The 23,075-nt window shown below is 72.8% G+C and carries 12 protein-coding genes; 2 read left to right on the top strand and 10 right to left on the bottom strand.

Features of this window, described 5'->3' with window-relative positions; translation table 11 throughout:
- The first annotated feature begins 80 nt into the window (after positions 1–80).
- Positions 81–332 carry a hypothetical protein gene (locus Q5425_RS26825; protein ID WP_308675078.1) on the top strand — a complete coding sequence of 84 codons (252 nt, stop codon included), beginning with the start codon at positions 81–83 and terminating at the stop codon, positions 330–332.
- A 685-nt stretch (positions 333–1,017) separates the two neighbouring features.
- Here Q5425_RS26825 and Q5425_RS26820 read toward each other — a convergent pair.
- From Q5425_RS26820 to Q5425_RS26805, 4 genes are all read right to left on the bottom strand, one after another.
- The gene (locus Q5425_RS26820; RefSeq protein WP_308675077.1) at positions 1,018–1,266 is read right to left on the bottom strand and encodes a hypothetical protein; all 249 of its coding nucleotides are present in this window, start codon (positions 1,264–1,266) and stop codon (positions 1,018–1,020) included.
- A 331-nt stretch (positions 1,267–1,597) separates the two neighbouring features.
- Positions 1,598–2,590 carry a DUF6114 domain-containing protein gene (locus Q5425_RS26815; RefSeq protein ID WP_308675076.1) on the bottom strand — a complete coding sequence of 331 codons (993 nt, stop codon included), beginning with the start codon at positions 2,588–2,590 and terminating at the stop codon, positions 1,598–1,600.
- A 42-nt stretch (positions 2,591–2,632) separates the two neighbouring features.
- Complete coding sequence (locus Q5425_RS26810; RefSeq protein ID WP_308675075.1) at positions 2,633–3,241, bottom strand: DUF6230 family protein; 609 nt, start codon at positions 3,239–3,241, stop codon at positions 2,633–2,635.
- Positions 3,238–5,751: a hypothetical protein gene (locus Q5425_RS26805; RefSeq protein ID WP_308675074.1), complete on the bottom strand. Its 2,514-nt coding sequence runs from the start codon at positions 5,749–5,751 to the stop codon at positions 3,238–3,240. Before Q5425_RS26805 ends, Q5425_RS26810 begins: the two co-directional genes overlap by 4 nt.
- A gap of 360 nt (positions 5,752–6,111) precedes the next feature.
- Here Q5425_RS26805 and Q5425_RS26800 point away from each other — a divergent pair, with 360 nt between their 5' ends.
- On the top strand, positions 6,112–6,585 hold the full coding sequence (locus Q5425_RS26800) for a response regulator transcription factor (protein WP_308675073.1): 474 nt from the start codon (positions 6,112–6,114) through the stop codon (positions 6,583–6,585).
- On the opposite strand, the gene Q5425_RS26795 is transcribed toward Q5425_RS26800, so the two are convergent.
- The 6 genes from Q5425_RS26795 to Q5425_RS26770 form a co-directional block, all read right to left on the bottom strand.
- Complete coding sequence (locus Q5425_RS26795; protein WP_308675072.1) at positions 6,569–8,398, bottom strand: acyclic terpene utilization AtuA family protein; 1,830 nt, start codon at positions 8,396–8,398, stop codon at positions 6,569–6,571. The genes Q5425_RS26800 and Q5425_RS26795 overlap by 17 nt on opposite strands.
- Before the next feature lie 62 nt (positions 8,399–8,460).
- Positions 8,461–9,972 (bottom strand): alpha/beta fold hydrolase, encoded by a 1,512-nt coding sequence (locus Q5425_RS26790; RefSeq protein ID WP_308675071.1) that lies wholly within the window; start codon positions 9,970–9,972, stop codon positions 8,461–8,463.
- Entirely contained in the window at positions 9,969–10,862 is an 894-nt protein-coding gene (locus Q5425_RS26785; protein WP_308675070.1) for an alpha/beta fold hydrolase, read from the bottom strand. The genes Q5425_RS26790 and Q5425_RS26785 overlap by 4 nt, the downstream gene beginning before the upstream one ends.
- Entirely contained in the window at positions 10,859–17,146 is a 6,288-nt protein-coding gene (locus Q5425_RS26780) for a beta-ketoacyl synthase N-terminal-like domain-containing protein (protein WP_308675069.1), read from the bottom strand. The genes Q5425_RS26785 and Q5425_RS26780 overlap by 4 nt, the downstream gene beginning before the upstream one ends.
- Before the next feature lie 50 nt (positions 17,147–17,196).
- Complete coding sequence (locus Q5425_RS26775; protein ID WP_308675068.1) at positions 17,197–19,506, bottom strand: SDR family NAD(P)-dependent oxidoreductase; 2,310 nt, start codon at positions 19,504–19,506, stop codon at positions 17,197–17,199.
- Positions 19,503–23,069 (bottom strand): beta-ketoacyl synthase N-terminal-like domain-containing protein, encoded by a 3,567-nt coding sequence (locus Q5425_RS26770; protein ID WP_308675067.1) that lies wholly within the window; start codon positions 23,067–23,069, stop codon positions 19,503–19,505. Before Q5425_RS26770 ends, Q5425_RS26775 begins: the two co-directional genes overlap by 4 nt.
- Positions 23,070–23,075 lie beyond the last annotated feature (6 nt).

Genomic DNA, 23,075 nt, shown 5'->3' with positions numbered 1-23,075 from the left:
TGAGTACGAGACCATCATGACCTCACCGGCCAGTCAGGCCGCGTGACTGAACTGTCACCTATCGGTGCAGCAGACCCGTCTTGCATATCCGCGAAGAAGCGGAGAAAGAAGTCAAGAACGGCAAGCCGCTGAACCATCGGTTCGAGATGTCCGATGACGCTCTGGCTGACTACCTCGACGGATTCGCCGGAAGGTCGGACGGTGCGCCACTCCGCAACGGCGGAGTCGGCTGGTACGACGGCGAACGCGGTGTTACGGTCATTCAGCGAGGAGAGTTCTCGATGTCTGCCTTCAAGGAATCTATGGCAGATTTCATGAAACGACGTGGTTAGGTGGCTAGTGGTGAAAATAGTATGGCGAGACGGTCGCGTCGCGATCGACATGGCAGCCGACGAGGCTCTCCGCTTCGCAGCAGTTCTCGCCGAGGCCACCGCGGGCTTGTCCCGGGCGGAGTTCTACATCCGCACTGGGTGCGCGGTGGCTGACGTGGATGCGATAGCGGAGATGCTGTCCCGCTCGGCTCAGGAGTCCGCTGGGGACGTCGAAGCAACTCTACCCGAGGCGGACGAGCGTGCCGAAAATCCGCCGAGGCCACGACGATGATCGGGCCGGCTGTCCCCGCCGACTCCGCAGAGCCGGTGTCTTCGGGCGCGATCGGCCTGGACCGTGCGGATGAGTGTCCGCCACGGACGAGATCGCGGTTCTTGAGTCGACGGGATCCTGGGGTGGCCCGCGACCGACCGGATCCTGGTGAAGGAGCTCCCCAGCCGCTCGAAGGTATATGGCACGTCGACTCACCCGTCGGACGGGTGATCTTCGGTGACTCCAGCACCGACGCCGCGGGCGCGAGGTCCGTCGTGTTGTTCCGTTTCTTCGGCGACCGGTGTGAGTGAGTATCCCGAGGCAGCCGGGTTTGGCAGCGGTGAGCGTCGGGACCGTCGCTGCAGGCCGGCGAGTGGCTTCAATGTCTGGCCGGCCATCATGAGACCTGTCTGCACGCTGCCAGTGGTCCGGGGGCTACCTCGGATCGAATTGCCCATTGGCACCCCGCCCAGGGGTGGGCCGCGTGCGGGCCGATCGGGTCGAGCACCTTGGCGTCGGGGAGAGGGCGGCGATCTTCGCCACCGTGGCGGTGAACTGGCGGCGTGCGGTGGCGTCGACCAGCCGCCGACGGGCCCGGGGGTAGTAGACGGCGTCGAGCTCGGCGTAGTCCAGTTCGGCCGGGAACACCCGCGTGAACGGGCCGGGATGCGGCTGCTCCAGCACCCGCCGTACCCCAGCGTGCCACCCCCGACGGCGGCTCCGCAGGCCACGATGAGCTCCGGGTGCGGCCTCTCGCACTCGCGACGGCTCCCGCCACGGCCAGGCGCGGCTGTGCCGTCACACCCGCACGCGGGCGCAGCGACGGCCGCGCGCGGCACGGCCCCTCAGCAGTTCCTTCCCCCACAGGGAAGCCGCCCGATCGGCCAGCGGCGCCCCCGTTCCAGAACCACGTTGTCCGCGCCCGGCCGGAACGCGGCGATGCTGCCGCCCACACCCGAGCCGATGATCACCGCCCGTTGCCGTTCCTCCCGGACCGGCTCGGCCTCCCCGCGGCTCACGTGACCGTCAGCTTCGCGTGGGGGATGACCAGCCGGGCACGCTTGAGGTCGGTGTTGACGACGGTCACGTCGGTGAACGTGAGGTAGGGCAGCACCAGCGGTGGCGGGTGGGCGGGGGTGAAGTCGACCGGGATGCCGATGAGGCCGAGCAGGCTCAGGGTGCCGGTGAGCCGCAGGGTGAGCAGCTCGACCGGGTCACCGGTGGCAGTCGAGACGCTTCCGGGTGGCGCGGCGATGGTGCTGGTGTGGCCGTCGACCAGTTCGCTGGTCTGCCGCAGGCTCGTCATGTCGACGCGGTGGGCGGTGAACCTGAGCACCTCCACCGTGGCGTCCCCCATCCTGGTGGTGCCGATGCCCAGGTACTGCAGTCCGGCCAGGCTCAGGACCGAGGCCGTGAGCACCCACGCCCGGCCGGACGGCGGCCCGTGCGGAACCACGGCGGCGACCGCGGCGGGCCGGACATCTTCGTTCGGGACCGAGCGGGAAACGACCGGGACGGCGGCCAGTGCGCCGAAGACGAGGAGCGTGGCGCCCGCGGACCGGAACGCCGGCGGCGAAGAGCCCGGTTCACCGTCGTCGGGCCGGTCGGCGGACGAACCGGCGGACGGATCGGCGGGCGGCGCCCACGCCAGCGCCAGTGCCCCGCCCACGAGTCCCAGCACCGTGCCCACCACGAACCCGCCGAGGTTGGTACTGACCAGGGCGGCCAGGGACACCACGATCGCCGTCACCCCCGCCGCCACCCGGTACTGGGGCCGCGTCCACAGCGAGACCGCGCAGATCAGGAGCAGGGCGGCGATGAGCAGGGCCGACAGGCCGCCGATCGTCCGGATCGAAAGCACCACGTCACCCAGCCGGAAGGAGGCGTACGGCGGAAGCCCGATCGCGCCACAGGCGGGCAGCAGGAACATCCCGGCGCCGAAGGGCCGGTGGCGACGCCAGTCGCGGAACCTCCGCCAGGCCGCCCGGGCACGCCGTCCGCTGCTCATCGGAGGACGACCCGGCCGGGTGACCGCGGCGGGACCGGGGACTCAGAAGCACTCATTCTTGCCACTCCTCAACGACAGGGAAAGGTTCTTCAGCCGCAGGGTCTGCGCGTTGGTGCTCCAGGCGACCTGCCGCAGTTGGCCGATCGTGGCGGTGCCGGCCTGCATCCCGAACGCTCCCGGTTTGCCCTTGGCGTCGGCCGGACCCTGGGAAAGCTGACCGGCGTCGATGCCGATCTGGGTGTCGGTGAGGGTGAGGTCCCCGGTCAGCGAGGCGATGCCGAGAACGATGTCCGTGGCGGCCATGCCGCCCGGGCCACCCGAGGTGAGCACGAGGGTCGTGTCGCCGACGAGCGGCACCTTGGGCAGGAAGATCGACTGGCAGAAGTTGTCCAGCGTCGCTTTGCGGAAGGCCCCGACGGCGACGACGTGGGCGGCGCCGGAACCCCGGTCGACGTCGCCGTACAGGACGAAGCCCTCGCCCACCAGCTTGTCCGCGCTCACCTGGAACGAACTCCCCGACACCGCGAACGACGCCGCGAGCGCTCCTTGCGAAAGTCCCGTGACGAGCGCGACCGCGCCGGCCAGCGCCAGCCCGAGCACTCCGGCGAACCGGCCCCACCGGATCCGTCCTCGCGATTCCGAACGTTTCATTTCCTCGTCCTTTCCTCGGTGGTCCGGTCGGCCGGCGGCTTCGTCCCGGCGGCGACCGCCCGCATCCCGATGCGGGGCAGGTGATAGATGCGTCGGCCGTCCACCCACAGCCACGCTTGCCCGATCGCATAGCAGCCGTGGTCGTCGGTCCCGGCCTCGACGACGTCCAGTTCGACGGTGATCAGGTCGTCGGCGGGCACCACCTGGCCGCGGTACTTCCAGCTGACCGGACTGCCGGTCATGACCGGTTCGAACCGGGCGCCGGGCACGCCCGCCGTCCGCCCGGACACCACCAGGTAGTGCTGCAGCAGCAGGCAGATCGCCTCGACGCCCAGTGATCCGGGTTGCACCGGATCCTGGAAGAAGTGCGCCCGGAAGTACCATTCGCCGGGGTCGACGTCCTTCTCCGCCCGCAGCCGTCCCAGCCCGGCCGGACCGCCATCGGGCCAGTACCCGGTGATCCGGTCCAGCATCCGCAGCATCCGGCCCGGGGGGTCGAGCGCGGTGCGGTTCGCCTTCTCCCGCGCCCGCAGGTCCAGCACCGGACCACCCGATGCGGCCAGCCGTGCGCGGTCGGCGGGCGAAGGGGGCAGGCCGACCTGGTCGGCGAAGGCAGCCGGAGGGAAGAACCCGAACGTCGTCTCGAGGGTGAACAGGGGCGCGCCGTCGGCCGTGCACTCGACCGCGAACGATTCGACGATCATCTTGCCTTGTACGGCCACCGAAAGGAGTTCGACCTCGGTGCGCAGAATCCGGGTGTCCGGCCCGGCCTCGGCGAAGACCGTGCCCTCGCCGCCGAGGTTGCGGAACCTCAGGTCGTCGGTGCTGTGACCGGTCCCCCCGGCGTGGATGGCCAGCCAGCCGCAGGGCTGGAGCACGACCTCCATCAGGACGGAGAACGGCATGACCGGCGTGCCGTTCTGCTCGAAGTACCACGCCTCGGCGGGCACGTCGTACTCCGCGGTGATCCGCGAACCCGGACGTGCCGAACCGAAGGCACCGTCGACCGAGACCACCCGGCTGAGGAACTGGTACGGCGGTCCGGGCAGCCGGGGTGCTCGGAGCGCGCTGTCGAATTCGGCGAACTGCGGTCCGAGCGCCGTCGAGGGACGGCCCCAGGCCAAGGCCCGCACCGAGGCGAGATCCGTGCGCACGCCGTCGACCTCGGCAACCGGACCGGGATCGCGGTGGCCGGCCAAACCGCCGAGGGCGGCCGGGGGAACGAGGGTTCCGGTGGTCTGCTCGCGGGGTGGCCCGGTGAGGCGCCAGTGCTCCAGTGGCCAGTCGGGAACCAGCCGGAGCCCGACGCCGCTCGCGTGGAACGCCGCGACGCCGTCGACGCTGCACAGCACATCGGCGATCAGAGTGGGCACGGGATCGGCCACCACCGAGACGACGAAGACCTCGTAGGTGAGCAGGCGCGAGTCCGGTGTCGCCTGCGCCCGGCAGCGCAGCGGGGTCGGCCGGTGCGGCACGGGCTCGAACCGCCAGCCGTCCCGCTCCGCGGTGTGCCCGAGGCCGGCGAGGAAGAACGCCATCGCCTGGATGCCGCCTTCGAGCATGAGAGTGCCGGGCATACAGGGGTCGTTGTGGAAGTGCCCGGCGAAGAACCAGTCCTTCCCGGTGATCGGCGCCCGCGCCCGCAGGTAGCCCCTTCCCCAGGGGCCTCCCCGGGGGTCGAACTCGGGGATGTCGTGCAGGAACAGCAGTTCGCCGGCGGCGATGCGCGGAGTCCGCACGTGGCTGCGGGTGGCCCGCCAGCCGGGGCCGAAGCACGTCGCCGGATCACCGGCGGCGAACGCCCGCACGGCGTCCGGGCCGAAGCTGGCCGGTGCGCCGGTGACGGCCGGGGGATCGACCGGTGCCGCAGGGGGCGGACTGGCGGCCGGATCCCACTGCACCCCGGCACTCGCCGCGAGTTCGCGATCGGTGAAAAAGCCCGCCTGGCCGGAGCGGACACTCAGCCGGAGCTCTTGGCCGACGTAGCAGTCGTAGTGGAAGAACATCAGCCGGACGCCGTCGAGTTCGGCGTGGTCGTCGATGTGGATTTCGTAGCGGGCCGTCTCGCCCGGACGTGGCAGCTCGCCGTGGTGGGTCAGCTCGCAACCCAGCAACCGGTACACCCGGCCGTCTTCGATCGCCAGGTCGATCCCCATCCAGCTGATCAGCAGCAGGTCCGCCTGGCCCGCTTCGACGAGGATCCCGGTGGGCATCCGCCCGGCCGGGTCGAGGTACCAGCTGCCGGCGGTCACATCGGTCTCGGTGTGGATGACGCCGGCACCCAGGACCGCCGGTGCGGCGTCGATCCCGGTGACCCGGTCCACCAGCAGCATGGGCGGAGCGGGCAGCCTCGTCTGCCGCCGCCGGCCGTCCTGGGCCGCGAACCGCGGTCCGAACAGCGCGGAGATCCGGCCGGTGGCCAGGTACTCCAGCTGGGACCGGTCGAAGTGCGGACGCGGGCAAGCGCGGGGAACAGCGGAGGTCGCCGGCGAAACCTTCACATCGGCCATTTTTCCGCCTTTTTCGATATGGTCATCCGGGATCGGACCAGCGGGTCCGTGTTTGCTTTTGTCATGTTTACCGGCGGCTTGGCCGCATGAGCCGTGAAAGGCAATGCTACGCACATCGAGCCGTGCATTGAACCCCGCCGACGTGACCTGGCTGAGGACCACTCCATCTCCGCAATCAGCGCCTGAATCGGGGGAAGATCGCCGCAGCGTGATTACGGCGTGCGACGAGGTGCGTTCGCCCGATCGGCCCTTGGCGCTGTCCGCCACTTGTCCGTTACCTTGGATCGCCGCGACAGAACCGAACAATTGACGCAGTCCGTGTGGTGGTGAGGCAGGGCGAGCTGGGAAGAGGGTGACCTGATGGTCCGAAAAGAGCTGGAACCCTCTTCCGGGCGGCCGGGTGCCGACGATGGGACCGAGCCGTCGCCCGGTGAACTCGATGCCGCATTGCGGCTGGTCCGCGACCTGCTCGACTGGCAGATCGAGACGGCTCGTGAAGTCGAAGCGATCATGCTCAGGCTGCTGGAAGCGTCCTGGGACACCGCGCGCGGCCAAAGTTCGGCCACCGCCGCGAAATTGGTCGAAGTGCTGACGAGTCAGGAGTCGAAGGTGCTCCAGCTGATCTTTCTCGGCCGGAGCAACCGGCAGATCGCCAAAATGCTCGGGATAACCGAGAAGACGGCGAAGAACTACGTGCAGGCCGTCTTTCGAAAACTCCGCGTGCACAGCAGGACGGAGGCCGTCCTTGTTGCCGTGCGGAATCAGTGGTTCGAAGGCGATTCGAACATCGTCGAACCGCGGCCCGGCGAAACCGGCGCTAAGCCGGACCGCTGACCGCGGTCCGTTCCGGGGTGATGCGCAGCCGCGACGGCAGGAGCGAAAGCGGAATGTCGGCGTGGCGCGCTCGCAGGAATTCGCCCAGCCCCTTGCCCAGCTGGTCCAGTGACAGTCCTGAAGAACTGCTGGGGGCGAGGTAACCCCGCAGGACGAAGCAGAGAGCGCGGAGGTTCGGCAGTTCGTGGCGTTCGACCGCCACTTCCGCCGGGACGGGGAGCAGCTCGGTGAGCCGGTCCGCGGTGAGGAAGGACACCAGCCACGGGTAGGCGACGTCCTCGCTCACCCAGAGGCCGAGGTCGGCGTTGCCCGCCTTGTCACCGACGCGCGCGTGCACGACCTCGCCGAGCGGGCGCCGGGCGGTCGGGCCCCAGGACGACGGGCCGGCCGGTGGTGACGTGGCGGTGCCGCACGGCTGCCCGCCGAAGGGCTGCACGCCCGGCGGGGGAGCGATGTCCAGGACGCGGCCGTCGGCCAGCCTGACCTGGTGCCGCAGGCTGTCCTGGCGGACGGCGCCGGGCCAGTAGTCGATGCGGGGTTGTGGTGGGTTGACGAGCATCTGGGTGATGTCGATGTACAGGCCCGGCAGGCTGTTCAGCCAGTAGGAGTTGAGCTGGGCCAGGAAGTCTTCGATGTTCTTCGCGGCGGGCCCGGCCACGTGGACCTTCACCGGAACGGTGGCCTGCCACTGGTCCGCGGGGTCGTCGGCCGGCCGTCCGCAGGGGAACAGCCGCAGGTCGACGTGGTTGTCCCGGGCGGCGATCTCCGCCTGCCGCGTGAGCACCCGGACCTTCTCGTCGATCTGGAGCCCGGTCAGGAAGTACCACATCGAGCCGCGGTAACCGCGCTGGAAGTTGACGCCCACCCGGGTGGTCTCGGACGGCGCGCTGCCCTTCGCGCCGGTCACCCGCACCCGGTCCGGTCCGTCCGGGCTGACCGTCACCGAGTCGGTGTGCCAGGTGACGTCCGGATTGAGGTACCGGGGCCCCTGGATCTCGTAGACCAGCTGCGCGGTGACGGTGTCGACGGTGACGGCGCCCCCCTCGTCCGCCCGTTTGGTGATGACCGAGTCGCCGTTGCCGGCGATCTCGGCGATCGGGAACCCCGGCAGGACGTTGTCCGGCACCGTGGTGAAGCCGGAGAAGTTACCGCCGGTGGCCTGGGCCCCACACTCGATGATGTGCCCGGCGGCGACCGCGCCGGCGATCTCGTCCAGCTGGTCCCGCGCCCATTCGTGCCACCAGGCGGCCGCGCCGCTGACGAGCGAGGCGTCGGCGACGCGCCCGGTGACGACGATGTCGGCGCCGTGGTCCAGCGCGGTCTTGATGCCCCAGCCACCCAGGTAGGCGTCCGCGGCGAGCAGCTGCTTCGGGCTCTTGCCGATCGGATCGCCCGTTTCGACGTGACCCAGCTGCCCGTCGGCGATCAGCCGGCGCGCCTCCTCGAGCAGGTCGTCCCCCGTCACGCAGGCGACGTTCAGGCGGAGGCCGCGCTCGGCCACCGCCTGGCGGATCTTCCCGGCCATCGCGCAGGGCGCGTGCGCGCCGGCGTTGGTGACGACCTTCAGCTTCTTCTCGGCCAGCGCTTCCAGCTCGGGCAGCAGCTGCTGCAGGAACAGCGGCGAGAAGAACCGGCGGTGCTTCTCCGGCTCGTCGAGGAAGCGGGCCACCACCATCGACTCGACGAACTCGGTCATCGAGTCGCCGACCAGTACGTCGACGGGCTCGCCGTGCACGGCCTGCCGGAAGGCGGCGAACTTGTCCCCCATCCCGCCGGAAAAACTGGCGATGCGGACTGGACGGCGCGCGGGCATGGGATACCTCCTGGGGTGGTCGGTCCGGTGGCTGTCTGCCGCCGGTTCTGCGGGTGGCCGGCTCAGGTCAGGACGTAGCGGCCGGGGGCCGGCTCCGTGGCCGGGTGGCGGTCGTTGCCGAGCGGCGGGGGCGGGCGCTGTGGCCCGGCCCGCTCGGCCAGCCAGCGCGCCCAGGCCCGCCACCAGGTGTCGTGGTATTCGGTGGCGCCGGCCAGCCAGTCGGGCGCCTGCACGCCGTCCGGCCCGCCGGTCCAGTAGCTCGCCCCGGAGTCCGGAGGAGCCACGACGGCGGCGTTGTGACCGCCCGAGGCGAGGTGGAAGCGGACGTCGCCGGGCAGCAGCCGCACGGTCCGGTAGGCGGACGTCCACGGCACCAGGTGGTCGTCCCGCGCGGCGACCAGGAAGACGTCCTGGGTCACCCGGTCGAGCCGGAGCCGCCGCCCGGCGAGTTCGGCGGTCCCCTTGGCGAAGGCGTTGTCCAGGCACAGGTTTCGCAGCAGGTACTGCTGCGCGCGGTGCGGGACGTTCAGGGTGTCGCAGTTCCAGTACAGGAGGTCGTAGGCCGGCGGTCGTTCGCCCATCAGCCATCCGGCCTTCATCCGCGACCAGATCAGGTCGTCCGAGCGAAGCAGGCGGAAGAACATTTCGAGGTTCCGGCCGCTCATGACCCCCTGGGTGGCGGTGAGGGCTTCCACCAGCCGGAAACCGGGCCCTCGCAGGAACCAGCCGACACCACCCGCCCGGGTGAGGGCGGTGATGTCGGTGAAGTCGGCCAGGGTGTTCAGGGCGGTGATGCTCCGCAGCCTCGGGCGGTGGGCGTCGTCCAGCCAGGCGGCGAGCATCAACCCGATCAGGCCGCCGAGGCAGCCGCCGAAGAGGTTGACCTCCTCGGCGCCGGTGATGTCCCGGACGACGGCCATCGCGGGGAGCAGGGAGTCCCGGAGGTAGTCGTCGTAGCCGATGTGCCGCAGGGACGCGTCCGGGTTGCGGTAGCTGATCGTGAACACGGTGTGCCCGTGCTCGACGGCCCACTGCACGATGCTGCGCCCGGGGCTCAGGTCGGCGATGTAGAACTTGTTGACCCAGGGCGGGCAGCACAGGAGCGGGACGGCGTGCACGGTGGTGGTGCGAGGCTCGTACTGGATCAGTTCCATGAGGTGGTTGCGGAAGACGACCCGGCCGGGGGTGGTCGCCAGGTTGCGGCCGGCTTCGAACGCCCGCCGGTCCACCATCGCCGGGAGGCCTCGGTTGTGCCGCACGTCGGACAGCAGGTGCGCGGCCCCTTGCCGGAGGCTGCGCCCCCGTGTCCGCACCGCCTTCCGCAGGGCGGCCGGGTTGCCCGGCAACAGGTTGGGCGGTGCCAGGGCGTCGGCGAACATGCGGGCCAGGAACCGGGCGGCTTTCCGGTCGGCGGCGGGTAAGGGGAGCGCGTTCGCCGTCCGGTCGGCGATCCGCACGCCGGCTAGGTAGGTGTCACGCAGGGCGCGCAGAGCGGGGACCGACGTCCACGCCGGGTCGAGGAACCGCGGGTCCCGGGCCGCGGCGCGCAGCAGGGCAGCGGTATCGGCCGTCACGACTGCCCACCACCGTCCACAACAGACGGTGCGGTGGGCTCGTCACGGACGAAGGGGCTGAGCACGTCGACGAACTCGACGTGGCTGTCGAGGTAGCCGACGTGCCCGGCACTCATGAGGACGGCCAACCGCCCACGCGGGATCTTTCCGGCCGCGCGCACTCCTTGCCAGATCGGAAACACTTCGTCGGTCAATCCCCAGATCACCAAGGTGGGCATCGACAGTTCGCCCAGCCGGTCGTCGATCCGGTAGCGACGGCGCTGCCCGGCTGGGCCCACGCCCAGCCGGGCCAACCGGAAGGACGTCGAGAGCAGCGTCCGCGCCTGCGTCAGGCGGATCTGGTCGCGCCATTCCCGGAAGCTCACCAGCCAGGGCCGCCGCAGCTGAAGGCCGCTCACCAAGGCTCGCGGGACACCGCCACCGGGGAGGACGAGCGCGGCGGTCACCAGGTCGATGACCCAGTCGGGGGGCAGGGAGCCGAAGATGAGCAGCGGGCTCACGGCGCGGCCCAGGCCGGCGGAGTCCGAGAGCACCAGCCGGGTCACGCGCCCGGGGTGCTCCAGCGCGAACGTCGCCGCGATGAGCCCGCCGGCGGAGTGGCCGAGGACGATCGCCTCGTCGACGGACAGCGCGTCGAGGAACGCGCCGAGGAAGGCGACCTGGTTGTCGAGACCGGCCTTCTCCTGCGGGCTGGTGCCGCCGTAGCCGGGCAGCGAAAGGGCCAGGACCCGGTGGGTGGTGCGGAATTCCTCGACGATCCGCTGCCAGCTCCGGTAGGTGGTCACGTTGCCGTGCACCAGGAGGAGCACCGGTCCGGTCCCCTCGTCGAAGTAGGAGGTCGACAAGCCCTGCACCAGCACGTGGTGCTCGCTCAACGGATCGGTCTTCACAGTGCCTCCTCGGCCTTGCGGCGATTCCGGGTGCGCCCGGTTTTCCTCGGCGGCACCGGCCGCACCGTCATTCCGCGTACTTCACCCACGCATCGCCGGCCGACGTACAGCCGGGCATCGGCGGCCGGGGGATCCTGCCCGGTGATCTCCAGATCGAGGACGACCCGGCCGCCGGTCGGGAGCACCTCGCCGTGGTGGGTCCAGGTCAGCGTGCGTCCGCGAACCGGCGTCTCGAAGCGCTTGCCGGGGACTGCACCGGCTTTGCCGTCGAGCAGGAAGACTTGCAGGAGCTGAGCCACCGCCTCGAGCGCGAGACCGGGGGGCAGGACCGGGTCCTGGAAGACGTGCGCCTTGCACCACCAGTCGCCGGGGTCGACGTCCTTCTCGGCCCGGAGCCGGCCGAGCCCGGCGGCACCGCCGGCCGGCGAAACGCCGGTGACCCGGTCGATCATCAGCAGCATGGGCCCGGGCAACCGCGGCCGGCCGCCGAACAGGCGGGGCGGGCTGGTCCGCAGGTCGAGCACCGTGCTGTCGCCGGGATCCGGCGGCACCTGCGCCGGGGCCGTCGACGGCCACGTCGTGCTTCCGGCCGGCAGCAGCCCGATCGTGGTTTCGAGCGTCAGCAACGGTTCGTCGCCGACGTGGCAGGTGACCGCGAAGGCGCAGACGGTGGCGCCCGCTTGCTCGGTGACTCCGGTGAGGTGCGCGGCCGTCCGGACCACGCCGTCGGACGGGCGCAGCTCGCGGTGCACGGTGAGGGAGCCGCCGAGGTTCCGCAGCCGCGCTCCGGGGCCGGCTTTCCGCGCGAGGCCCAAGTGCCCGATGAGCCACGAACACGGCTGCACCCCGATCTCGGTCAAGACGGCCACCGGGGCAGCCCCGGCGCCGCCCCCGTCCCAGAACCACGCGCGCTCGGGCAGCGCGTACTCGGCGACGACGCTGCCGCCGTCGCTGCCGGACTGGGCGGAAACGTCCCGGATACCGGAGACGAACAAGTAGGGCGGCCCGGGCAGGCGAACCGCCGGGGAGCCGTCCCGCCGCGCGGGCGGTCCCCACGCTGCGGCCAGCAGACCCGCGTAGCCGAGCCGGTGCCCGTTCCGGTCGCGCGCGTCCGGCTCACCCACCAGACCGCCGAGGCGTTCGGGCGGGACGGGTTCGCCGGTCGGCTGGTTCGCCGGCGCGGCGAGCACGCGCCAGTGGTCGAGCGGCCAGTCGGGGGTGAGCCGCAGGCCGAGACGCCGGGCGTGGAACGCCTTGACGCCGTCGACCGTGCAGAGGACGTCGGCGAAAACGGCCGGGTGCGGGCCGGCCACGATCTCGGACACGAACAGCTCGTAGCTCAGCAGCCGGCTGCGCGGGGTGACCTGGCCCCGGCACCGCACCCGGAAGGTCTCACCGGGCACCGGTTCGAACCGCCAGCCGTCGCGGTCGAGGGTGTGGCCGCAAGCCGCGAGGTGGAACGCCATCGCCTGCAGGCAGGCCTCGAACATCAGCGTCCCCGGCATGTACGGGTCGCCGGTGAAGTGACCGGGGAAGAACCACTCTTGCGGGCTGACGGTGAACTCGGCCCGCAGGTAGCCACGCTTCCACGGGCCGCCGGTGGGGTCGAAGACGGGGATCCGGTGCAGCAGCTGCATGCGGCCGTCACCGGTGCGAGGCGTGCGGAGGTGGGCCCGGGTGCGCTCCCACCCCTCGCCGAAGCAGACGTCGGGCCTGCCCTCGGCGAAGGCCCGGACGTCGGCGAACCCGAAGGACGTCTTGGTCGTGACCGCGGGGGGAGACCACCGTCCGTCCGGCGGCTTCGCCCCGGCGGGGTGCCAGATCACTCCGCCGGAGGCGGCCAGCTCCTCGTCGGTGAAGTAGCCGGCCTGCCCGTTCTCCGCCGTGAGCAGGGTTTGCCCGCCGGTCTCGCACCGGCTGTGGAAGAAGAACAAGGGCACCCCGCCGTGCTCGCCGTGACCGTCGACGGAGATGTCGTACCGGGCGGTCGCCCCGGCGGCGGGCGGGCTGCCGTGGAAGGTGAGGTCCATGCCGAGCAAGCGGTACCCGCGGTCTTCGCCGACGTGGAGATCGGCGCCGAGCCAGCTGAGCAGCAGCCGGTCCGCCTGCCCGGCTTCGACCAGCAGGCCGGCGGGCATCCGGCCGCAGCCGTCCACGTACCAGGCGTCGTGGCGGATGTCGGTCTCGGTCCGGATGGTGCCCTGGCCCAGGGAGCAGGGTTCGCCGCCGATCTCCAGGACGCGGTCGGCGAGCAGCATCGGGGGTTCGGGCAAGCGCGTGTGCCGTGCCCGCTTCTCGACGGCGGCGAACCGCTCGCCCAGCACGGCCGCGACCCGGCCGGCACCCAGGCTTTCCAGCTGTGCCCGGCCGAGGGCGAAAGCGGATGCCGGACGATCCGGAACCGGCTGGTGTTCGTCCGGTGTCCCGGTGGACTCGCGCGCCGGGAGCCGAGGCGTGCTGTCGCGGGCCGGCAACGCCCGCAGCAGCGCAGGGGCCGTTTCCCCGGTTTTCCGGTGCACCGGCCGCTCAGGGGCAGATGCTGCCGGCTTCGCCGCCCGACCCGGTAGGGGTCCGGTGAACGGCGGCCGTGCCAGTGCCGACGTGACGAGGGGCGGGTGGGCCGGAGTGACCAGCGACCGGGGCTGCTCCGCGGCCGGACGCGCGGGCGCCGGCCGGTCCAGCACCGCCCCCGGGTCCGTGCAGACTCCGGCGGCGGCGAGCTCGGCGACCGCCTGGGCGAGCGCCGCGAGGGAGTCCTCGCCTCCTCCGGCCCCGTCCAGGGCGACGGCCACGTGATCCCGGCCGCGAAGGGTGGCCGAGATCCAGCCGGAGCACAGGTTGCGCGGGCCGTGTTCGACGAACACGCGGACGCCGTCGTCCCAGGATTTGCGGACCGTGGCGGCGAAGTCGATCCGGTCGAGGGTCAACGTGGTGAGAACGTCCGCCACCGACTCGGACGTGGGAACGTAGGCGTCGCCCGTTGTGCTCGTGTAAAAGCGCGTGGCCGGATCCGCCTGGACCGGACGGTGGTAGAGCCGCCGCAGCTCGGTTCGCGCCTCGTCCAGGACGCGGGCGTGCGCGGCGATGTCGTAATCGAGGGGGATGGCGGTCACCTCGCCGCCGAGGCGCCGGACCACCCGGGCACAGGCGTCCGCCGCGCCGCCGATGACGCACTGGGCGGGTGTGTTGACGACCAGCAGGAAAGCGGCTCGTTCGGCCTCGAGCGCGGCCTCGACCCGTTCGGCCGGGGCGGCGACCACCAGGTTGACCCAGCGCTCGTCCGCCAGCCCCAGGCGACGCCAGGCCCGGCGGGCGGTCCGCTGCGCGCCGACGAGCCCGTCGGTGTAGCACTCGGCCTCGACCAGCTCGGTGGCGAGCGCGGTGATGTTGCGCCACACCCGCAGCGCCACCATTGCGCCGGCCTCTCCGGAGGAGTAACCGAGCACCGCGTCCGGCCGGATCGAGAGCCGGTCGTGGGTCAGGCGGGTGTGCAGGTCCGCGAGCAGGGTCGCCGCCAGGTTCTTCCGCACGGGATCGGCCGGGCGGCCGGCGAACACGGGTTCGGCCAGCCGCGCGAGGTCGCCGCACCGCTGCCCGATCTCGTCGAGGAGCTCGGGGAACGCGAGCATGAGCGAACGGCCCATTCCCGGGTAGCAGGCCGATCCGTTGGTGTAGACGAACGCGACCCCGCCGTCGGCGGGCCGGTCCCGGAAAGCCAGTGCGGGCGGCCGTTCGCCCTGGCCGGCGAGCCACCGGTGGGCCGCCTCCCGGCGGGTGTGCAGGGCGTCCCCGGGCCGTTCGACGAGCGCGAGCCGGCAGGGCCCGGTCCCGGCCCGGTCGCCGGCGCGTACCGCCTCGGCGAGCTCCTGCCGGTTCCGGCCGGTGAACAGGTGGACCGCGTAGCCGCCGGCCGACCAGGCCACCGGAGTCACTGCCCGGACCCGGACTGTCGTGGCCGCGGCGCCCAGCGGGGCCACGGTGACGTCGGCGACCGGCGCGCGCAGCAAGGGAGCTACCGGCCCGGCGGGCTGGGGCACCGCCCGGTGCCGGACCGCCAGCGCCGCGGCGGCGACCGCGACGAGCCCCTCGGCGGCGTGCGCGCTGCCGAACCGGTCCACCGGGTCGAAGCCGGGAAGCGGACCGACGGCCGCGCCCGGTCCGACGCCGAGGCCCGGGCCGGTGTCGAGGGGCTCGGCCTCGTCGACCAGTGCGATCACGTCGGCACCGTCCCGTTCGGCGTCCGCACGGCGGCGCAGCACCAGGACCACCGCGGCGTCGCCCGGCTCTCGGCCGCGGCCGAGAGCGCGCAGGGCGGACTCGTGCACCGGTTCGCACGACAGGTCCACCGCGCCGACCACCACGGCGTCCGCTTCGCCTGCGCGCAGCGCGCGGCAGCCGAGCGCCAGGGCGACCGTTCCGGACGCTTCCTCCGCGAACACCGAAAAGCTGGGCCCGGCCAGGTCGAACTGGGAGTTCAGGCGGTTGGTGACGATGTTGGGCATCGCGCCGACCACGCCGGCGGCGGTGAGCGGCGGCCCGAACCCGTCCCGCGCGGCCGGATCCTCGGCGACCTCGTCGGTGGCGCCGCCCGCGGCCAGCCAGGACGGCACCCGCCAGCGTGCCGCGTGGCGCACCACCTCGGGGTCGCACCCCATTCCGACCAGGACCATCGTGCGGTCGCGGGGCAGGTCCCGCCCGTCCAGTGCCTCCCGGGCCGCGTCCAGCACCAGCAGCTGCTGCGCGAGCGTGTGTTCCAGGTCGGACGGTGGGAACCGGAGGCCTCGCAGCGGTGTCTCGACCGTTTCCCGCCGCGTCGACGGCGTCCGCTCGCCGAACAACCCCTCGGCGAAGTCCCGCACGCCCGACCCGGTGCCGACCCGGGCACCGATGGCCACGATGGCCACCTCGTCGTCTTGGGAGTCCGTCGTGGACTCGGAATCTCCCGGGTACGGCCCCGGATACGTCGGCGCGGCCGGGGGCAGGGCGTCGAGCACGAGGTGGGCGTTGGCGCCGCCGAACCCGAAGGTGCTCAAGCCCGCGCGCCGCCGGCCGTCCCACGGCTCGTGTTCGGCGAGCGGCCGCAGCGCGGTCCCGGTCAGCGCTTCGGCCGGGTCGCCGGCTCCCAGGGTGGCCGGCCGGACGCCGGCGTGCATCGCGCCGATCAGCTTCAGCAGGCCCGCCAGCCCCGCGACCGTCACCGGGTGACCGAGGTTCGACTTGACCGAACCGACCGGCAGGTCGCGGACCCCGGCGAAGACCTTCGCCGCGGTGCGGGCCTCGACGGCGTCGCCGAGAGCGGTTCCGGTGGCGTGGCACTCCAGCAGGGTCACCGAGGCCGGATCGAGCCCGGCGGCCCGGTAGGCGCCGAGGATCGCGCGTTCCTGGCCTTCCGGGCACGGCGCGAGCAGACCTTCCCCGCGTCCTCCGTTGGACAGCCCGATGCCCCGGATCACCGCGAAGATCGGTGCGTCGGCGCGAACGGCGTCGGCCAGCCGCATCAAGGCCACGCACGCGGCGCCCTCCGCCGGCACCAGCCCGTCCGCGTCGCGGGCGAACGGGCGGCTGCGCCCGCTGCGGCTGATCGCGCCGAGGACGCCGAATCCGGCGTGCACGAACAGGTCGTCGGCGCGGTTGACGGCGGCCGCCAGCATGACGTCGGCGGCGCCGTCGTGCAGCCGGTCCACGGCGATCTTGAGGGCGTACAGCGAAGAGGCGCAGGCGGCGTCCAGACCCATCGAGCCGGCGCCGAGGCCGAGTGCGCGGGCCGTCAGGTGTGCGGTGAGCCCGCAGGAGAACCGGTTGCGCGGGTCGGCAACAGCGTGGTCCGTCACCGCTCGCCGTAGGGGTTCGGGCAGGGCGCGGGCCCAGGTCCGTTCGGCGAACCGGCTCATCCCGGCCGTCGGGTAGCCGAGGACGCCGAGGACGAGGCCGGCCCGGGGCAGCGGCCCGGCCAGGCCGGCTTCCCGCAGCGCCTCGCGGCCGCAGTGCAGGATCCAGTGGACCAGCGGGTCGAGGGAGCCGATGTCTTCCGGGGTGACGGAGAAACCGCCCGGGTCCCACGCCGTGTCGAATCCGCGGACGTATCCGCCGAGCCGGATGGGGGCACCGGCGCCAGCGGGCTCGGGGAAGGGTTCTCCGGGAAGGGCATGGTCAAGGCGCCAGTAGCCTTCCGGCGAGGGCCCCAGGCTGACCCGTTTGCCCATGACGGTGCGCCACAAAGCTTCCGGCGTCAGCGCGCCGGGGAGGACACATCCGCGTCCCACGACGGCGATGGGTTCGAACATGGATGCTCCAAAGCGTCGGAGGGCAGGGACACGAGCGGACGCGAAAAGGCTCAGGGCCGGCGAATCAGGCTGACGCCGAGCAGCTCCAGGTGTGCCCGGCCGGCGGGATCGAGGAGCGCGATGTCGCAGACGGCGTGGTCGGGTCCGGTGCGGCGGCCCCGCACGGCGCAGCGGAGGGGTGCGGAGAGCGCTCCGCTCACCCGCAACCGGACGAACCGCACTGCCATGGGCAGGGTCGGCACCCCCAGCACCCGCTCGGCCCACAGCACACCGAGCTGGAAGCCACCGTCCACGGCAGCAGGGTCGGTGCCGGGATACCGGCCCGTCCAGCCGCGCTCCCGCACGCCCGTGACGGTCCCGTCCGCCCCCTCGGCCGACAAGCTCTCGACCGAGCTGAGCGTGCGGAACAGCGGGCCGTGGAAGAGGGCGTCGCTGTCGTACGGGTCGGCGTTGCCGGGCGGTGGCGCAGCGAGCGGTGACCAGTCGGTGTACTGCTCTCCGGCCACCGCGGTCGTCGTGCGCGCGGCCTGGCAAGGCCGGCCCTCCTCGTCGGAGATCCTCAGCTCCGCCCCGCCCGGCCGGTCCTCCACCACGCCGAGGGTGAGCCGGCGTACCTGGCCGGGTTCCACGGTCAGCGGCCGGAACACCCGCACGTCGGCGAGGGCGAGTTCCCCGCGGGCCGGCTCGAGCTCCCGGGCGGCGGCGAGGAACCGGTCCAGCGTCAGGGCCACCGGCACCACGGAGGCGCCGCCGATGGTGTGGTCGCGCAGTTGCGGGTGATCGTCCCAACCGAACCGGAGGGAAGTCCTCCGGCGCCGCCCCGGGCCGGGAAGGATTCGGGCGCCATTGGCCGCGACGAGCAGGCGCAGGCGGGGTGCACCCGCTCCCAGCGTCGCGACGACGGCGTGGCCGCCCGCCTCGACCGGCACCAGGCCGACGCCGCTGTCCCGGAAGTGCCCGGCCAGCTCCGGCGTGACCATCCCGGCCTGCCACGGGCCCCAGCCGATCGCCGTCACCGGACGCTCCGGGCGGCGCGCGGACTCGGCCGCCGCCACCTGGAAGAGCACTTCGTTGGCCATGGCGTAGTCGCTCTGGCCCGGGTTGCCGAACTGGGCGGCCACCGACGAGAACAAGTAGACGAACGACAGCGGATCCTCGGCGGTGGCGGCCAGCAGCGCGCGCAAGCCCCGCACCTTCACGTCGAAGACCCGGTCGAACATGTCGTCCGTCTTCTCCGCCACGGGTTTGTCGGCGAGGACGCCGGCCCCGTGCACGAGGCCGGTCACCGGTCCCCACTCCCGGCGGACGCGGGCCAGTGCCGCGCCGAGGGCGGCCGGGTCGCCGACGTCCACCGGCAGGTACCGGACGTCGCTGCCCGCTTCGGTCAGGGCGGCCATCGTGCGGCGCACCTCGCGCGCGGCGAGGATGCGTCGCGCCAGCGCCCCGACCTCGGACGGTGCGGGCACCGGTCCGCCGGCCCGCCGCCGGTCGGCCACGATCGCGTGCTTCACGGCCGTCTCGTCGCCGGCCGCCCGCACCGGCGGCGGCTCGTCGGTCAGCGGTGTCCGTCCGATGAGGACGATGCGGGGCCGGTGCGCCCGGGCGATCGCGCGCACGGCCTCGGCCGTGATGCCCCGCGCGCCGCCCGCCGCGACGATGACCGACTCGCGGCCGATGACCGGGACCCGGCCGGACGGGGTGCGCCACCGCGTCACCGGTGACGGCGCCGGCTCGGCTTCGACCACCAGTGTCGTGCGCCGCCCGTCGGCGTGCAGACCCACGTCCAGCAGGGCGCCGCCGTGGCACAGCTCGTCGGCGAGCGCGTCGGCGATCCGGCCGGGGTCGCGGCCGCCGCGCTCGCAGTCGATCGCCTTGACCGTGGCTTCCGGCCACTCCTTGGCGACCGTGCGGGCCAGCGCCGCCGGGCCGCCGAGCCAGGCGCGGTCGCCCTGCCGTCCCCCGAGGCCGAAGTCCCCGCCGGTGTCCTGGACGAAGGCGAACAGCCCCCCGTTCCGCGTGAACCGGGCGGCCGCCGCCCGGGCGGCGGCGAAAGCCTCGTGGTTGACCGCGATCGCCTCTTCCGGGCCGGCCACTTCGCGCAGCCCGCCGAGGAACACCACCCCGCCGGCGTCGGAGGGCACCTCGCGGGTGACGGCCGCGTCGACGCCGCGGGAGACGAGCCGTTCGACGAGCGCGGCCGCCACGCCGCCCCCGTCCTCGGTCACGAACAGCCGTCCGTCGCCGAGGCCCGACGGCGCCAGGCCCGACAGCTCGGCGGCCACCTCACGGACGGTGTAGCGCAGCAGCCGGCCGGACTGCCCTGACTCCGAGGCCACGGTCTCCGCGGCGGCCGTGCTCACCCGCCCACCTCCGCCGTCAGCCGCTCGGCGATCTCCCCGATCGTCTGCAGCCGGCCGAGCTCGGCGGGGTCGAGCGTCGGCAGGCCCTCGACGCGGTCGCGCAGGGCTGAGAGCACCTCGACCCGCTTGATCGAGTCGACGCCCAGGTCGGCCTGGAGGTGCATCTCCGGATTGAGGATGTCGACCGGATATCCCGTCTTGTCCGCGACGACCTGGAGGGTCAGCCCGATGAGCCGCTCGCTCGCCGATCCGTGGCCGTGCGCTCCGGCGTCGTCGGCGGGCACGTCGGGCTGCGAAGGCGGCTTCGTCCGTTCCGTTGACGCCACGGGCATCCTCGGTTCGTCCACGGCCGGGCCGGCTTCGCCGAAGCCGAAGTCCTCGACGGCCGGGAAGTCGCCGGTGAGCCCGGGTGGCGGTTCCATGGGCAGTGCGACCGGCTTCGCCGCGGCCGGGACGCCGTTCGGGGTCACCCCGTTCGCCGGGAAGTCCGCCGGCGGATCCGCCGGTAGCGAGCCGTCCTCGTGGTTCAGCGACCGGCCCACCGCCGAGAGGTAGGCCAGGTGGCTGTCGGCCGTCGTGCGCTGGTAGGAGGCCTGGGTCGCGGCGGCCAGTCGGTGGAGTTCACGCACGGTGTCCCACCACGCGGTCCGGTCGTCGGCGGAGCGGTCTGCGGGCTGTCCGGTCGGTCCGTTCGCTGGCTGTGGCATGACAGGGGATCCCTCCGGTGGGTGGGTGGTCATCTGGTCCGGCTCCGCGTCGGCAGCGGGGTAGCGCTTGCCGTAGTTGGTGCCGGAAATCCGCACGGTGGCGGGGGACTTCGGCGGCGCGGGCGGCCTTTCCGGTGCGTAGCCCTGCCACAGCGGCGCGAAGTTCACCGGCACGCCCCGGGCGACCAGCTTCGCGAGACCTTCCTGCAGGGAGGTGAGGCCGTTCTTGCCCCGCTGGTCCAGGGCGATCGCCGCGTGGGGACGGTGCCCGAGGTTCGCCCGCACGAGCCCGGTCAGGACCGACCCGGGACCGACCTCCACGAAGGTCCGGACGCCGTCGTCGTACATCGCGGACACCTGGTCGGCGAACCGCACCGCCGACACCGGCTGACGGACGATCCGGTCGGCGATCTCCCCGGACGCGGACGGGTACGCGGCGGCGTCGGAGTTCGCGTAGACCGGAACCTGCGGCGCGGTGAAGCTCAGGTGGCGGACGTGCGCGCCCCACGGACGGGTCGCGTCCCGGACGAGCGGGCTGTGGAAGGCTGCCGACACGCTCAGCGGGTGCGCGCGGACGTCGCGTTCGGCCAGCCGGCGTTCCAGTGCGGCGAGGGACCGCCGGCCCCCGGACACCACCACCTGCTCGGGTGCGTTGTGGTTCGCCAGCCAGAGATCGCGGACGCCCAGGGCGCGGATCACGCGCTCGACGACCTCGGCCGGGGCCGCCGCGGCGAGCATGCCGCCGGGTTCGCGGGCGGCGTCCCGCATCAGCTCCCCGCGCCGCCGCGCCAGGCGCACCAGGGATTCGTCGTCCATGACGCCGGCGGCGTGCAGCGCGGTCAGCTCCCCGAGGCTGTGCCCCGCCACGCAGCCCGGGCGAATCCCCACGGCGTCCAGCACGGCCAACAGCGCCGTGCTGTGCGTGGCCACCGCGGGCTGCGCCCATTCGGTGGCCGTCAGCTGCCCGGCCTGCGCGTCCCGTTCCTCGTCGTCGAAAGCCGGAGCGGGGAACACGATCCGGTGCAGCGGCCGGTCACCCATCTCGATGTCCGCGAGCCGGTCCCAGAGCAGGCGCGCCTGGGGGACGTGCAGGGCGAGGTCCGCGCCCATCCCCACGTACTGGCTTCCCTGGCCGGGGAACAGGAAGGCCAGGCGCCCAGTGTCCGCCGGGCCGGTGCCGTAGTGCGTCCCGTCCGGGGTGCCGAAGGACGTCTCCGGGGCGCTCCGCACGCGACCGGCGGCCTCCTCCGCCTTGCGCCCCAGCTCGTCGACATCGGCCGCGACGATCGCGAGCCGGCGGCCGGGAACGCTGCGCGCGGGGACCTCCTCCTGGGACTGACGCGCGATCGCCGCCAGCGAACGCCGGTCTTCGGCCAGGTCGCGGCAGGCGCCGAGCAGCTCCTCCGGCGAACCGGCCGTCAAGACCACCAGCTCCGTCGGAGCCGTGCGCGTCCGGTACGCCCGGCGTCCACCGTGAGCCGGGACGTACTCCTCGGCGGTGACGTGGAAGTTGGTGCCGCCGAAGCCGAAGCTCGACACCGACGCCCGCCGCGGGTGCGACGAGCCGCGGATCCAGGGCCGGGTCTCGGTGTTGACCCGGAAGGGGCTGCCGGTGAGCCCCAGGGCGGGGTTCGGGCGGGTGACCTTGATGGTCGGCGGGAGCACCTGGTGGTGCAGGGCGAGCACCGCCTTGAGCAGCCCGGCGGCCCCGGCGGTGGCCTTGGTGTGGCCGAACTGGGACTTGAGGGATCCCAGCGCACACCAGGGAACCGGCGATTCTTCGCCGAACACCCGGCGCAGCGCCGCCGTCTCGGCGGAGTCACCGGCCCGGGTTCCGGTGCCGTGCGCTTCCACCAGCTCGACGGTGCCGGGCGGGTACCCGGCCGCCTGGTACGCCCGCCGAAGCGCCCGGACCTGCCCCTCGGGCAGCGGGGTGTAGACGGCCGTGCCCCGCCCGTCGGAAGACGTGCCCACCCCGCGGAGGACGGCGTAGACGGCGTCACCGTCGCGCTCGGCGTCCGTGAGCCGCTTGAGGGCGAACAACACGACGCCCTCGCCGAGCACCATGCCGTCGGAGTCGGCCGAGAAGGGACGGCAGTCGCCGGTGGGGGACAAGGCAGGGGTCTTGCTGAAGCAGGTGTACCAGACGATGTCGTTGAGGGTGTCGACGCCGCCGGTGATGACCATGTCGGCCTGCCGCAGCCGCAGCTCGTTGACGGCCGAGGACACCGCGGCCAGCGACCCGGCGCAGGCCGCGTCGGTGATGAAGTTGGTGCCGTGGAAGTCGAACCGGTTGGCCACGCGGCCGGCCACGACGTTGCTGAGCAGGCCCGGCAGGCTGGCTTCCTGCCAGGGGACGTAGTGCTCGGCGATGCGGTCGCAGAGGGCGTCCACCTGCTGCGCCGGCAGGCCGCCCTCACGCAGGGCCTTGGCCCACACCGGACGCTGCAGGCGGTTGCCCATCGTGGTCAGCAGCTCCAGCGGTCCGGTGCCGAGGATGACGCTCACCCGTTCCCGGTCGTAGGTGGGTGGCCCGTGGCGTGCGAGGTCGTCCAGGAGCCGCTGCGCGGCGAGCAGGGTCAGCGTCTGGGAGGTGTCGGTGGCGGGCAGCGCGCTGGGCGGTAGGCCGTGGGCCAGCGGGTCGAAGTCAACGGGGTCGAGGAAGGCCCCGCGGTACCCGTAGGTCTTGTCCGGGGCGGCGGGGTCGGGGTCGTAGTAGTCGGAGACGAGCCAGTGCGTCCGGGGAACGTCGGTGACGAGGTCGCGGCCCTGGACCACCGTGCGCCAGAAGCCGTCGGTGTCGGCGGAGCCGGGCATCAGCGCGCTGATGCCGACGACCGCGATCGGCTCCTGCACGGGCGG

Origin of the sequence: Amycolatopsis sp. A133 (assembly GCF_031082405.1) — a bacterium.
Classification (GTDB): Bacteria; Actinomycetota; Actinomycetes; order Mycobacteriales; family Pseudonocardiaceae; genus Amycolatopsis.
Note: the sequence above shows the minus strand (reverse complement) of the source record. Positions and strands in the feature narration are given on the sequence as shown.